We start from the raw sequence: 13,686 nt of genomic DNA on the forward strand, positions 1-13,686 counted from the left end.
GCCCTTGGAAGGGCAAGAGGTGTGACGATTACGCGATCAAGTCAAGCGCAATGACAGTCTATCCTGATGCACGTTTCCATAAAACCTGTGCGGTCACGCGCTGATCCAAGGCCGCGGAAATCGCCCGCATGTCGGTTCCGGGCAAGCTGGCATAGGCGTCGTATAATTGCGCCGCGCCCGCGGCATCGACGGGAATCAGAAGCGCCTGCCCGTCCGCGGTCTTCAGCCGCCACAGATGGCGACCGTTCAGATGCAACAGCCGGATCTCGGCCAGATCCCGCAGCGCCACCTGCCCGCCCAGCAGACGCCCCGCGCCGAAATAGCCGATTTGGCCCTCGTCGATCTCCACCACGCCCGGCGCGCCCACATCGCGGGCAAAGCGCAGCCTGCGCCAGGCCACCACCGCCCAGGCCAGGGCCGCCGCCACCAGCGCCAGCCCCGCAGGCAGCAACACCCAGCCGCCCAGCCGGCACAGCCATAGCCCCAAGCCCAGAGGCACAAGCGCCAGCAGCACTTCGGAATGGCGCGCCAGCGCGTGACGGAGTTCGGGACGGATCATGGCAGGGGCCTGCTGAGAGATAGTCACGGAACTCTTGCTTGGGTCCTGCCGGAATGCAACCATTTGCGCAGGCTCCTGCCCGCCCGATGGCGCGCAGCCCCCTGTTCGCGGAGGCATGAATGGACAAGATCACCGTCACCACCACAATCAACGCCCCTGTCGGGACCGTCTGGGCCGCCTATACCGACGCCACCCGGATTCCACACTGGAACTTCGCCACACCCGACTGGCACTGCCCCGAGGCCGAGGTCGATCTGCGCGTCGGCGGGCGCGTCGTGTCGCAGATGGCCGCAAAGGACGGCAGCCTGTCCTTCGCGTTCGGCGCAACCTATACCGAGGTCACCCCGCCCCATCGGCTGGCCATCCGCATGGATGACGGGCGCGAGGCGGTCACCCGCTTCGAAGCGATGCAAGGCCGCACCACCGTGACCACCTGCTTTGACCCCGAGACGCAAAACCCCGTCGCCATGCAGCAGATGAGCTGGCAGGCGATCTTGGAGAATTTCCGCCGCTACCTTGAGGGGTGATCAGCCGTTGATCGTGGCAAAAGCCGCCTCATAGCGGCCTTCGGCCTCTGCAAATCGCTGGAAATGCACCCGCTCGACCAAGATCTCGTCTGGCACCTCTGCTGCGGTCATCTGGGCAACCACCTCCTGAATGAACTGTGCAAGCGGCAGCGCTGCGGCAACCTGCGACTGGCCCGGCGTCAGTTCGGTGGCCACCAGAGGCGGCGCGATCTCGTGCACGCGCACCGGGCTATCGCGCAACTGGTGACGCAGCGATTGCGACCACGAATGGATCGCGGCTTTGCTGGCCGAATAGACCGGCGTCGCCGCCTTTGGCACAAAGGCCAGCCCCGATGACACGGTGACCAGCGCGGAATGCGGCTGCGTGCGCAGATGCGGCAGCAGCAGGGCCGCAAGCTGGATCGGCGCGGTCAGATTGGTGGCGATGGTGCGATGGGCCACATCAAGGCGGACCGGATCGGCGGTATAGTCCTCGGGTTCCATGATGCCCGCATTCACGATCACCGTGTCCAGATCGGGATGCTCGGCCAGCAGTCGGGGCGCGAATGCCGCGACCGCCTGCACGTCGGTGATATCGAGGTGATAGCCCGCCATATCGGGATTGCGCGCCAGAGTGGCCTGCAGGCTGTCCGCTTTGCGCCCCGTGATGATGATCCGGTTGCCAGCCGCCTGCAATGCCTCGGCCAGCGCCTGACCGATGCCGGAATTGCCACCGGTGATAAGGATGGTGCGATTGATGAAGCTCATGGTCTGTCCTTTCCCTTGCTGGCAACAAGATGCGGCCTCTGCTATCTTCGGGAAAGAAGGCACCGGAAAGATTTATACTTACCCGAAAGAGAGTATGGCCCATGTCCGCCGATGATCTGCGCAAAGACCTCAACGCCCTGCCCTGCGATCCGGCGGTGGACCGGCTGGTGGAAGAGATCATCGGGCGGGTGGCGGACAAATGGACGATGCTCCTGATCGAGATCCTGACCGAGCGTGACTGCGCCCGTTTTGGCGAGCTGTCGCGCGCCTGCACCGGCATCAGCCAGAAGATGCTGACCCAGACCCTGCGCGCGATGGAACGCGACGGGCTGGTCAATCGCAAAGTCTATCCGGTGGTGCCGCCCAAGGTGGAATACCGGCTGACCGAGCTGGGGCTGGGGTTGTCGAAGGCCTTCTGCGGCGTCTGGCTTTGGGCAGAGGCGAATTACGACACGATCGAGCGGGCACGGAAAGACTTCGCGGCCCGCTCGAACGGTGGGTAATCAGCCCCAATCCCCCAGCGCGGATTGCCATAGCGTGATCGCCGCGCAAACGGCGGTATCGGCACGCAGGATGCGCGGCCCGAGGCTGACCGGCGTGACATAATCGAGGCTGCGCAGCATATCTCGCTCGACCGGAGAAAAGCCGCCCTCCGGCCCGATCAGGATCGCCCAGGGGCCGGGGGTCAGTTGGGCCAATGTCTGGGCGGGGCCGACAAGGCTTTCATCGCAAAACAGGATACGCCGCGTATCGTCCCAGCCCCGCAGAAGCTGCATCAGGCTCTGCATCTCGGTGACTTCGGGCACATAGGTACCAAGGCATTGCTCGGCGGCTTCCATCGCATGGGCCTGCGCGCGGTCCTGTTTGATCCGGCCCGCATTGGTGAATTCGGTCTGCACGGGAAGGATGCGGGCACAGCCCAGTTCCGTCGCCTTTTCCACGATGAAATCGGTGCGCTCTTTCTTGATTGGCGCAAAAAGCAGCCACAGGTCGGGCGGATCCAGCTGGGGCGCGGCCTGTTCAACGCAGGTCAGCTCTCCGGCCTTTTTATGGGCGCGGGTGACGGTGGCCGTCCATTCGCCATCGCGGCCGTTGAACAGCGCCACAGCACTGCCCTCCCCTTCGCGCATGACCCCGAAGAGATAGTGTGATTGTTTATCGGTCAGGGCGATGACTTGCCCCTGACCCAGCGGATGATCTACATGAAGACGTATCTTGGCGCGTTGCATGAGGCAAATCTATGATCGGTGGGCGGAAAACTCCAGAGGCAGACGGTATCGTCTATGACGCCTATGATGGCAACTGGGTCGATCACCGCGCCCCTGCCCGCCTGCGCCCTCTGTTGCGGCTAAGCCGCGCCGACCGCCCGATCGGCACATGGCTTTTGCTGATGCCCTGCTTCTGGGGCATCGCTCTGGCCGCCAATGCGACGGGAGGCTTTGTCTGGTGGGACCTCTGGCTGGTCATCGGCTGCACCATCGGGTCGTTCCTGATGCGCGGCGCGGGCTGCACGTGGAACGACATCACCGACCGCAAATTCGACGCAGCCGTGGCGCGCACCCGCTCGCGCCCGATCCCCTCGGGGCAGATCTCGGCCAAGGGCGCGCTGGTCTGGGCCGTGGTGCAATGCCTGATCTCGCTCCTGATCCTGCTGACCTTCAACGCCGCCGCCATCTGGCTGGGCGTGCTGTCGCTGGCGCCCGTGGCGGTCTACCCTTTTGCCAAACGCTTCACATGGTGGCCGCAGGTCTTTCTGGGGCTGGCCTTCAACTGGGGCGCGCTGCTGGCATGGACCGCGCATACCGGCAGCCTCGGGCTGCCTGCCGTGCTTCTTTATGTCGGCGGGATCAGCTGGACACTGTTCTACGATACGATCTACGCCCATCAGGACAAGGAAGACGACGTTCTGATCGGGGTAAAATCCACCGCCCGCCTCTTTGCCGAGAAGACGCCGCAATATCTGCTGGGCTTTCTTGTGATTGCCACCACGCTGATGGTGCTGGCGGTTCTGGCAGCCCTTCTGCCCAATGGGGCCTCGGGCCGACAGCTTCTGCTTTGCCTGTGCGGACCGCTGGTCTTTGCCGCGCATATGGGATGGCAGCTGTGGCAGCTTGATATCGACAACCCCGACCTGTGCCTGAAACTTTTCCGCCGTGCCCAGAAGGCGGGGCTGTTTGCTGCGCTGTTTTTCGCCGTTGGCGCGATTGTGTAAGCTTGCGCGCGTCCCTACGGATTGCGAGAACCCCGCCCACACCGTAAGGAACCGGCATCCCTTTTCTGACCTCGGAGAGCTGACCGCATGCGAAGCAAGATCCTGACCGCCACCGCCTTTGGCGCCGCACTCCTCTGTTCGGCCCTTGTTGCGGGCGGCTCGGCCACAGTGATCGAGAAACGCACCAAGTCCGATATCCGTATCGCCCTCGAGACCTCGGGGCATGGCTGGGCGAAAATCGACACCGACGGGTTGCAGGTTCTGGTCAGCGGCACCGCCCCTTCGGAAGCCGAGCGCCTGCGCACCATGACCGTGATCAGCTCCGTCGTGGAAGCCTCGCGCATCCGCGACAATACCGATGTGGTGCAGACCGAAGACCTGACCGCGCCGGATTTCTCGCTTGAAATCCTGCGCAATGATGATGGCGTCTCGCTGATCGGGCTGGTGCCCAGCACCACCGACCGCAAGGCCCTGATGTCCACCGTGGCCTCGTTCACGCAGGGCGGCGAGGTGGTCGATATGCTGGATGTGGCCGATTACCCCGTGCCGAAGGGCTGGAACACCGCCTATAACTTCGCCGTCGAGACGCTGCGCACCCTGCCGCATTCGAAGATCTCGGTCGAGGCCGGCAAGGTCTCGGTGACCGCCATCACCGCCTCCAAGCGCGAGAAATCCGACATCGAAACCGCGCTGAACCGTCGCAAACCCGACGGGCTGGATCTAAGCTATAACATCTCGGCCCCGCGTCCGGTGATCACCCCGTTCACACTGCGCTTCATCAAGGATGACGAGGGGGCCCGTTTCGATGCCTGCTCGGCCGATACCGACCGCGCCAAAACCACAATCCTTGCCGCCGCGCGCAAAGCGGGGGCCGAAGGCGATCTGGGCTGCACCGTGGGCATGGGCGTGCCCTCGACCGAATGGGCCGATGCCGCCGCGATGGGGATTGCCGCCATTGGTCAGATGGGCGCGGGCACCATTACCTATTCCGATACCGATATCGCGCTGGATGTCCCTGCAAGCGTCGGCAACGATGCCTTCGATCAGGCGGTGGCCGATCTGGAAACCAACCTGCCCGACGTGTTCTCGCTGCATTCGATCCATGAACAGCCCAAACAGGTGCAGGCCCAGATTGCCCAGTTTTCGGCCGCACGCGATGCCTCGGGCAAGGTGGTGCTGCGCGGACGGGTGACCAATGCGATGCAGCGCGACATGGTCGAGAACTATGCCCGTGCGCAATTCGGCTCGAAGGATGTGTCGGGGGCGACCCGCGTCGATGACAGCCTGCCCGCAGATTGGGGCGTGCGGATGATGGCGGGGCTTGCCGCGCTGGACCAGCTCAATAGCGGGCAGATCACCGTGCGGCCTGATATCCTGCGGGTGTCGGGGATTTCGGGCAATGCACAGGCCAGCGACGAGATTTCGCGGCTGCTGTCCAAGCGGCTGGGGGAAGCGGCACGGATCGATCTGTCGGTGCGCTATGACCGGCGTCTTGATCCGGTGCTGGGCCTGCCCTCGGGGCAGGAATGCGTGACGCGGCTCAACAATGTGCTGTCGGCGCAGAAGATCACCTTCGAGCCGGGTTCGGCCAAAATCGATGCGGCAGGCGAAACCCCTGTGGAAGCGCTCGCCAAGGCCTATCATAACTGCGAGGATTACAAGCTGGAAATCGACGGCCATACCGACAGTCAGGGCCGCGACGAAATGAACATGGCCCTGTCGCGCGACCGTGCGAATGCCGTGCTGGAAGCCTTGGCCGCGCGCGGGGTCCCGGTGCGCAATCTCACGGCGAAAGGCTATGGCGAGACCCAGCCGATTGCCGATAACGGCACCGAAGCCGGACGCGAAGCCAACCGCCGCATCGAGTTCGTCCTGCTGGATGAGCAGCCTCTGGAAACCGGCGAGCCGCTGCCCGAAGCCACGGCCAGCGCCACCACGCCGATTGTCGAGGAGGCCAGCAAGGGTGAGGCACAGGCCGATCAGGTGGGCGGCACCGCCGACACCTCCAGCGATGCGGCTCAGGATCCGCAGATCACGATCCCTGTCGCTCCGGCGGCGAAATCCCCGGGCAAACCCAAATTGCGTCCGGCCGACCTCAAGACTTCAAAGAACTGACTGGGCAAGAGCCTGCGGGAACATATCACATGAACAGAACCGAATTCGTCTTTGCGACCGCCATCATCCTGTTTCTGGCTTTCTGCCTGGGGTGGTTTGCCTGCTGGCTTCTGCACCGCCTGACCCGTGTAAGCAAAGCGGATATGGGCGAGCTGGAACAGATGGCCCATGCGCTGCATGAGGCCGAGGACACGCGCGACCGTGCGCTGGCCTACATCGAACATCGCGAGGCCGAACTGACAAACCAGCTACATCAGTCCGAAGCCGAGCTGCGCGCGGCAATGGAGGGGCTGCGCGACGCCCGCCGCGAGGCCGAGGAACTGCGCGCCAAGCTGGACAGCTAGAACCGACCGGCGGGCACTCTGCTGCCCGCCTTGCGCCCCCTATGCTCCCTTACGAAGCCTCACGCTACGGCAGACGGGACGCAGAAGGCGGGCACCATCGCGACCCCGAGACCAGGCACGGCCAGATCTGGCGGGCGTGTGTTTCCAAGCGATCAGAGGGCGGTATAATCGGCGCGACCTTCCGGCGCATGGCGCGCCCGCGCGATAAGCTGCACCCCCGCCCGACGGGCCTCCTCGACCGCCAGCCCCGTAGGCGCCGAGGGCGAGACCAGCGCCGCCGCCCCGAACATCGCCGCTTTCTGCACCAGATCGACCGAAATCCGTGAGGTCATGACAATGGCGCAGCCCTCGGGCGCATGACCCGCAGCCAGTGCCGCCCCGACCAGCTTATCAACGGCGTTATGCCGCCCGACATCCTCGCGCAGCAGGACAAGCGCGCCCGCCTTCCACAGCCCCGCCGCATGACAGGCGCGGGTTTCATCCTGCAAGACCTGCCCCTCGCGCAGCACATCCAGCGCCTTGGCCGCAGCCTGCAGCGTCATCACGGGCCGGAGCGGACGGTTTGGCACCTCGCGCAGCGCCTGCGACAGGCTGTCGATGCCGCAAAGCCCGCAGCCCACAGGCCCGGCCATCGCGCGCCGGCGGTCACGAAACGCGCCGCTGGCGGCGGCAGGCAGCCATGCCCGCACCTCGAGACCGCGCGGGCGCGACAGGATTTCGATATCGGACAGCGCCTCCGTGGCCGGCACGATGCCCTCGGTCAGGGCAAAGCCGCGCAGGAAATCCTCCAGATCCACGGGGGTGGCCATCATGACCGCCTGCGTGACCCCGTCATAGACAAGCGCCACCGGCACCTCTTCGATCAGGGGCTCGCTTACGCCCTGCATCAGACCGACCCGCCGGACCGCTTGCATCATCATTGGCCTCCCGCACCGCACCCGCCCCTTATGCCAAAACCCTCAGGCCTTGGATAGGCGCATCATTTCCGTGAAAACTTCACGAAAAGCACCCCGCCTTGCTTGTAGGGGCATGACCAAGGACTTACATGCCGGACATGGATTTCAAAGCCCTTCTCCCCCTGCGGCGCAAAGAGCCGCGCGTCGCGCTGATCCGCCTGCAAGGAGCGATCGGCATCTCCCGCCCCGGTTCTGCCGGTCTTTCGGATGCCGCATTAGGGCCTCTGATCGAACGCGCGTTCCGCAAGGCCAAACCCACCGCCGTGGCGCTGGTCATCAATTCCCCCGGCGGTTCTCCGGTGCAAAGCGCCCTGATCGCCGCGCGGATCCGGCGGCTGGCCGACGAGACCGGCACCCCCGTCCATGCTTTTGTCGAGGATGTCGCCGCCTCGGGCGGATACTGGCTGGCCTGCGCCGCCGATGACATCTGGACCGACCCGACCTCTGTGGTGGGGTCTATCGGGGTCATTTCCTCGGGCTTCGGCTTCGACCAGTTCATCCACAAACACGGGGTAGAACGCCGCGTACACACGGCAGGGGGGTCGAAAAGCTTCATGGACCCGTTCCGCGCCGAGAAACCCGAGGATATCGCGCGGCTCAAACGCCTGCTGGACGATATGCATGACAGCTTCAAAGACTACGTCCGCCACCGCCGCGGCACGCGCCTGACCACCACGCGCGACCTGTTCACGGGCGATATCTGGACCGGACGTCAGGCCCTGAGCGAAGAAACCGGCCTGATTGACGGGATTGCCCATGTCGTGCCCAAACTCAAAGAGCTGTATGGCGAGAAAGTGCGCCTGATGCCCTTCGCGCAGAAAAAGCCGCTGTTCCGGCGTTTCGGTGCGGCCTTTGGCGGCGAGATCGCGCAGGAAGCCATGCAGGTGGCGCTGGCCGAGGCCGAAGAGCGCAGCCTGCGTGCGCGATACGGGCTGTGACATGCTGCTGAAGCTGATGGCCCTGTTTCTGGCAGGTATGGCGGTGCTGGCCATGTTCGGCAAGCTCCGCCTGCCCAAGGGGCTTTCCGGAACAAAGCGGCCGGGACAAAAGCGGTCGGGGGCCAAACGCTGCCCGCGCTGCGGTCGCCCGCAAATCGGATCGGGGTCCTGCCCCTGTGGTCATGGAAAACGGAAAGGCTGAGGTGCCCTTGTGCTGATTGATATCGCGATGGTTGTTGCGGGGCTGGTCCTGCTGGTGGTCGCTGGCGACTGGCTGGTCAAGGGGGCGGTCAACCTGTCGCTCCGGCTGGGCATTCCGGCCCTTGTCGTCAGCCTGACCGTTGTGGCCTTCGGCACATCGGCCCCCGAGCTTCTGGTCTCGGTGACAGCGGTTCTGGACCACTCCCCCGCCATCGCGCTTGGCAATGTCATCGGCTCGAACACCGCCAATATCCTGCTGGTGCTGGGCCTTCCCGCGCTGATCTCGGTGATCCGCACCAACACCCATGACACCCGCGAGAGCTATCTGATGATGCTCGCAGGCACCGTGCTGTTCATCGTGCTGGCCCTGAGCGGACCGATCACATGGGCAAAGGCCATCGTGCTGCTGCTGGCGATGGCCGCGATCCTGACGCGGCAGATCCGTCAGGCCTTGCAGCACCGCCATGCCCGCCATGACAGCCATGACAGCCGCGAGGACGTGGAAGGGGCCGAAGACGGTCTCCATGCCCGCGCGATTGCCCTTTATCTGCTGCTGGGGCTCGTCGGTCTGCCCGTCGGGGCCAATCTTCTGGTCACCGGCGCGTCGGATATCGCCAGCGCCATCGGTATTTCGGATGCGGTGATCGGCCTGACACTGGTGGCGGTGGGCACCTCCCTGCCCGAGCTGGCCACCTCGGTCTCGGCGGCGCTGCGCGGACGGGCCGATGTGGCCCTGGGCAATGTGATCGGCTCGAATATTTTCAACCTGCTCTTCATTCTGGGCATCGCGGGGCTCTTCGGCCAAATGCCCGTGCCACCGGAAATGTTGCGGATCGACCTCTGGGTTATGCTTGCAGCGGCGCTGGTTCTGGGGCCATTTATTCTGCTCAGGCAACCGATGGGACGCGTCACGGGCCTTGCCTTCACGCTGGCCTATATCGCCTATATCTGGGCGATTGTGGCGGCCTGAGCCGGCGCATCCCGAACGGCCCGCGAGGAGGAGACTATGATGCAGAATGCCCTGATCACCGGCGGCGCGAAACGGCTGGGGCGCGCCATGGCGCTGACCCTGGCCCAGCGCGGCTGCAATATCGCCATCCATTACCACGGGTCACAGGCCGAAGCCGAAGACACGGCGGCGGCCTGCCGTGCCTATGGTGCGCGCGCTGTGATCTTGCAGGCCGATCTGCTGGAGGAAGCGCAGGTGACCCCGCTTCTGCCCGCCGCAGCCGAGGCATTGGGCGCGCCGATCGATCTGCTAATCAACAATGCCTCCGTGTTCGAATATGACAATATCCATACTGCCACCCGCCGCAGTTGGGACCGCCATATGGAATCGAACCTGCGCGCGCCCTATGTGCTGACGCAGGCCTTTGCCGAACAGGCCCCTAAAGCCGATCGCAGCGCAGGCGAGCCGCGCGCACAGGCGATGGTGGTCAATATGATCGACCAGCGCGTGCGCAAGCTGACGCCGGAATTCTCCACCTATACGCTGGCCAAGATGGGGCTTTGGGCGCTGACGCGGACGGCGGCAATGGGGCTTGCGCCCGATATCCGCGTGAATGCCATCGGACCGGGGCCAACGCTGCAGGGCGGGCGGCAGACGCTCGAGCATTTCACCACTCAGCGCCAGTCCACCATTCTCGAACGCGGCTCGGACCCGGAGGATATCTGCGCCGCATTGACCTATCTGATGGAGGCGAAATCGGTGACAGGGCAGTTGATCTGCACCGATGGTGGCCAGCATCTGGGCTGGCAGACGCCGGACATATTGGGAACAGAATAAGCGCCGGAGATGTGCCGTTAAGACATGCCTCAACCCTGTGGAACAGAGGTTACCAAAGAGCTAACGTTTTCAAAATGTTACAAAGGAAAAATAAATTAGTCTTTGGAATCAAAGCTCTGGTTTTTTGCACAAAAAATGGGCAAAGTGATGACATGCCAGTGTTACAAGGCTAAAATGCCCTTTCCCCGCGCTTACTCACATAGTTATCCCCAAGAGTCGTGGAAACTCTTCCATCTTGCTTTTCCCGAAAGGGAGAGAAAGAGATCAACAGAATCGGATGGTTAACAAAACTGGGGGGAATGATTAACTCCACCTCCGGCAACCGGAACGAGGTCATCTTGGACGACAATGCACAGCCTACCCCGTTGCGCGGTCATGATCTGATCGCTGACTATGTGAAACGTCTGGATTCCTCCCCCGGCGTGTATCGGATGCTGAACGCCCAGAACGAGGTGCTTTATGTCGGCAAGGCGCGCAACCTGAAGGCGCGGGTGTCGAATTACGCGCGTCCTTCCGGCCATTCGGCGCGGATCGCGCGGATGATCTCGGAAACGCGCTATATGATGTTTTTGACCACGCGCACCGAGACCGAGGCGCTTTTGCTGGAACAGAACCTCATCAAACAGCTCAAGCCGCGCTACAACGTACTTTTGCGCGACGATAAAAGCTTTCCCAACATCCTGATCCCCACGGACCACCCGTTTCCGATGATCACCAAACATCGCGGCGCGCGAAAACAGAAGGGCTATTACTTCGGCCCCTTCGCCTCGGCAGGGGCGGTGAACCGCACGCTGAACCATCTGGAACGGGTGTTTTTGCTGCGCAACTGTTCCGACAGCCAGTTCTCGGGGCGCACGCGGCCCTGCCTGCAATATCAGATCAAGCGCTGTGCCGCGCCCTGTGTCGGCAAGATCTCCGAGGCCGATTACGCCCAGCTTGTCGAGGATGCGAAGCGCTTCCTTGAGGGCAAGACGACCTCGATCCAGCGCGAGTTGGCCGAGCAGATGCAGGCCGCCTCCGAGGCGATGGAATTCGAACGCGCCGCAGCCCTGCGCGACCGGATCAAGGCGCTGACCAATGTGCAGCAGTCTCAGGGTATCAACCCGCGCGGCGTGGCCGAGGCGGATGTGGTCGCGCTGCATATGGAGGGCGGTCAGGCCTGCGTGCAGGTCTTCTTCATCCGCGCCAATCAAAGCTGGGGCAACCACGATTTCTACCCCAAGACCGGCTCCGGCGCCGATGAGGCCGAAGTGCTGGAGGCCTTTCTGGCGCAATTCTACGACAACCGCCTGCCGCCCCGTCTGATCCTGCTCTCGCATCCGATCGAGGATGAGGACCTGATGGTCGAGGCGCTTAGCCAAAAGGCCGAGCGTAAGGTCGAGATCCTTATCCCCAAGCGCGGCGAGAAAGCCGAGCTGGTGGAAAACGCCCATCGCAATGCCCGCGAGAGCTTGGGGCGGAAGATGTCGGAAAGTCAGGCTCAGGCGAAGCTCCTGAAAGGCGTGGCCGAGGCCTTCGGTCTGCCGAAAGCGCCAGAACGGATCGAGGTCTATGACAACTCCCATATCCAGGGCGCCCATGCGGTAGGCGGGATGATTGTTGCGGGGCCCGAGGGCTTTCTGAAAAGCCAGTACCGCAAATATAACATCAAGGATAATGAGGTCACGCCGGGCGATGACTTCGGCATGATGAAAGAGGTGCTGACCCGCCGCTTCCAGCGCCTGCTGAAAGAAGACCCCGAGCGCAAGACCGATGCTTGGCCCGACCTTCTTCTGATCGACGGCGGCGCGGGGCAGGTCTCGGCGGTGCAGGAGATCATGGATGATCTGGGCGTGGCCGATGTGCCGATGGTGGGCGTCGCCAAGGGCATCGACCGCGATCAGGGCAAGGAAGAATTCTACCGCACGGGCCGCCCCGTGATGGCGCTGCCGCGGCAGGATCCGGTGCTTTATTACATCCAGCGCCTGCGCGACGAGGCCCACCGCTGGGCCATCGGCACCCACCGCGCCAAACGCGCCAAGGCGACGCTTGCCAATCCGCTCGACGAGATCCCCGGCATCGGGGCGACCCGCAAGCGCGCTCTGCTGACGCATTTCGGCTCGGCCAAGGCGGTCAGCCGCGCGGGGCTCACCGATCTGATGGAGGTGCCGGGCATTTCCGAGGCCACCGCCGAAACCGTCTATAACTTCTTCAACGAGAAGGGTTGACCGATTGGCCGCCGCGGCGTAGCGCGCAGCCCATGACCCATGCGCTGACCACCCCCGATGATCTGGTAACCGCCGGACTAAGCACCGAAGACCCCGCCCTGCTGACGCGGGTGGCGCAGGAGTTCCGCATCCGCATCACCCCCGAGATGCAGATTGGCGCGGGGCCCATCACCGCGCAATTTGTCCCCAGCGCGGCCGAACTCACCACCCTCCCCGAGGAGCTGGCCGATCCGATTGGCGATGACGCCCATTCGCCGGTAAAAGGGCTGACCCATCGCTACCCCGACCGCGTGATCCTGCACATTACCAAGACCTGCGATGTCTACTGCCGCTTCTGTTTCCGCCGCGAGACCGTGGGCGAAACCGGCCCTCTGCCCGCGCCAGATCTGGACGCGGCGCTGGAGTATATCGCCGCCACCCAAGCCATCCGCGAAGTGGTGCTAACAGGGGGCGACCCGCTGACCCTATCGCCGCGCCGCTTGCGTGACGTGCTGACCCGCCTCGATGTCCTCCCGCATCTGGCCATGGTGCGCTTTCATACCCGCGTGCCTGTGGTGGCGCCCGAACGCATCACCCCCGAGCTGACCCGGCTGATCGCAGATCTGCGCTTGGCGCCCTGGATGGTGCTCCATACCAACCACGCAGCCGAGCTGACCCCAAACGCCCGCACGGCCCTTGCGCGGCTGGTGGATGCGGGCATCCCCGTGATCTCGCAATCGGTTCTCCTACGCGGGGTGAATGATAGCGCAGAGGCGCTGGCAGAGCTTTTCACCACGCTTTCGGCCCTGCGGGTGAAACCCTATTACCTGCATCACTGCGATCTGGCCCGCGGCACCTCGCATTTCCGCACGACAATCGACGAAGGCCGCGCCCTGATGCGCGCGCTGCGCGGGCGGATTTCGGGGCATTGCCTGCCGACCTATGTGCTGGATATCCCCGGTGGTCACGGCAAGGTGCCTATCTCTGCCGAGTATTTTGCGCAACAATCGACAGGCCATTGGAAAGTCACCGATTGGCAAGGCAGAATTCACGACTATCTTGACCCCAAAAGGTGAAGCCCCTTCCCCTTTCAGATTGACGCGGTTAACTTGCCC

Annotated in this window: 14 protein-coding genes and 1 pseudogene; 11 read left to right on the forward strand and 4 right to left on the reverse strand. The window is 63.7% G+C overall.

The window, feature by feature from the left end; all coding sequences use genetic code 11:
- Nucleotides 1-58 precede the first annotated feature (58 nt).
- A complete protein-coding gene (locus AC2ISB_RS11390; protein ID WP_406735988.1) occupies nucleotides 59-586 on the reverse strand; it encodes a hypothetical protein in 528 nt (175 codons plus the stop codon).
- 92 nt (nucleotides 587-678) lie between these two features.
- Between AC2ISB_RS11390 and AC2ISB_RS11395 the strand changes: the two genes are divergently transcribed.
- Complete coding sequence (locus AC2ISB_RS11395; protein WP_486575088.1) at nucleotides 679-1,086, forward strand: SRPBCC domain-containing protein; 408 nt, start codon at nucleotides 679-681, stop codon at nucleotides 1,084-1,086.
- Here AC2ISB_RS11395 and AC2ISB_RS11400 read toward each other — a convergent pair whose 3' ends face one another.
- Complete coding sequence (locus AC2ISB_RS11400; protein ID WP_486575090.1) at nucleotides 1,087-1,833, reverse strand: SDR family oxidoreductase; 747 nt, start codon at nucleotides 1,831-1,833, stop codon at nucleotides 1,087-1,089.
- Nucleotides 1,834-1,934: 101 nt separating this feature from the next.
- On the opposite strand from AC2ISB_RS11400, the gene AC2ISB_RS11405 reads away from it, so the two are divergent.
- A complete protein-coding gene (locus AC2ISB_RS11405) occupies nucleotides 1,935-2,336 on the forward strand; it encodes a winged helix-turn-helix transcriptional regulator (protein ID WP_406721349.1) in 402 nt (133 codons plus the stop codon).
- On the opposite strand, the gene AC2ISB_RS11410 is transcribed toward AC2ISB_RS11405, so the two are convergent.
- On the reverse strand, nucleotides 2,337-3,062 hold the full coding sequence (locus AC2ISB_RS11410) for a 16S rRNA (uracil(1498)-N(3))-methyltransferase (protein WP_406721350.1): 726 nt from the start codon (nucleotides 3,060-3,062) through the stop codon (nucleotides 2,337-2,339). It abuts the gene before it with no gap.
- Nucleotides 3,063-3,073: 11 nt separating this feature from the next.
- Here AC2ISB_RS11410 and ubiA point away from each other — a divergent pair, with 11 nt between their 5' ends.
- The 3 genes from ubiA to AC2ISB_RS11425 all read left to right on the forward strand — a co-directional run bounded on the left by ubiA (nucleotide 3,074) and on the right by AC2ISB_RS11425 (nucleotide 6,504).
- Entirely contained in the window at nucleotides 3,074-4,045 is a 972-nt protein-coding gene (gene ubiA / locus AC2ISB_RS11415; protein WP_406721351.1) for a 4-hydroxybenzoate octaprenyltransferase, read from the forward strand.
- An 87-nt stretch (nucleotides 4,046-4,132) separates the two neighbouring features.
- Nucleotides 4,133-6,160 (forward strand): OmpA family protein, encoded by a 2,028-nt coding sequence (locus AC2ISB_RS11420; RefSeq protein WP_339108328.1) that lies wholly within the window; start codon nucleotides 4,133-4,135, stop codon nucleotides 6,158-6,160.
- Between the two features lie 29 nt (nucleotides 6,161-6,189).
- Nucleotides 6,190-6,504, forward strand: coding sequence for a hypothetical protein (locus tag AC2ISB_RS11425; RefSeq protein WP_339108329.1), 315 nt, complete (start codon nucleotides 6,190-6,192; stop codon nucleotides 6,502-6,504).
- 152 nt (nucleotides 6,505-6,656) lie between these two features.
- Here the strand turns inward: AC2ISB_RS11425 and fdhD are convergent, their stop codons facing one another.
- Nucleotides 6,657-7,421 (reverse strand): formate dehydrogenase accessory sulfurtransferase FdhD, encoded by a 765-nt coding sequence (fdhD, locus tag AC2ISB_RS11430; RefSeq protein WP_486575094.1) that lies wholly within the window; start codon nucleotides 7,419-7,421, stop codon nucleotides 6,657-6,659.
- A gap of 137 nt (nucleotides 7,422-7,558) precedes the next feature.
- Between fdhD and AC2ISB_RS11435 the strand changes: the two genes are divergently transcribed.
- From AC2ISB_RS11435 to AC2ISB_RS11460, 6 genes and pseudogenes are all read left to right on the forward strand, one after another.
- Nucleotides 7,559-8,398: a S49 family peptidase gene (locus AC2ISB_RS11435; protein WP_486575096.1), complete on the forward strand. Its 840-nt coding sequence runs from the start codon at nucleotides 7,559-7,561 to the stop codon at nucleotides 8,396-8,398.
- 1 nt (nucleotide 8,399) lies between these two features.
- Complete coding sequence (locus AC2ISB_RS11440) at nucleotides 8,400-8,600, forward strand: hypothetical protein (RefSeq protein ID WP_486575098.1); 201 nt, start codon at nucleotides 8,400-8,402, stop codon at nucleotides 8,598-8,600.
- Nucleotides 8,601-8,609: 9 nt separating this feature from the next.
- The gene (locus AC2ISB_RS11445; RefSeq protein WP_406721354.1) at nucleotides 8,610-9,569 is read left to right on the forward strand and encodes a calcium/sodium antiporter; all 960 of its coding nucleotides are present in this window, start codon (nucleotides 8,610-8,612) and stop codon (nucleotides 9,567-9,569) included.
- Between the two features lie 30 nt (nucleotides 9,570-9,599).
- Nucleotides 9,600-10,385 (forward strand): annotated as a pseudogene (locus tag AC2ISB_RS11450) (SDR family oxidoreductase); the annotation flags it as partial.
- 299 nt (nucleotides 10,386-10,684) lie between these two features.
- The gene (gene uvrC / locus AC2ISB_RS11455; RefSeq protein WP_486575100.1) at nucleotides 10,685-12,592 is read left to right on the forward strand and encodes an excinuclease ABC subunit UvrC; all 1,908 of its coding nucleotides are present in this window, start codon (nucleotides 10,685-10,687) and stop codon (nucleotides 12,590-12,592) included.
- A 32-nt stretch (nucleotides 12,593-12,624) separates the two neighbouring features.
- On the forward strand, nucleotides 12,625-13,647 hold the full coding sequence (locus AC2ISB_RS11460) for a lysine-2,3-aminomutase-like protein (protein WP_486576797.1): 1,023 nt from the start codon (nucleotides 12,625-12,627) through the stop codon (nucleotides 13,645-13,647).
- The last annotated feature ends 39 nt before the right edge of the window (nucleotides 13,648-13,686 follow it).

It is taken from the genome of Thioclava sp. NS-SX20, assembly GCF_057380695.1.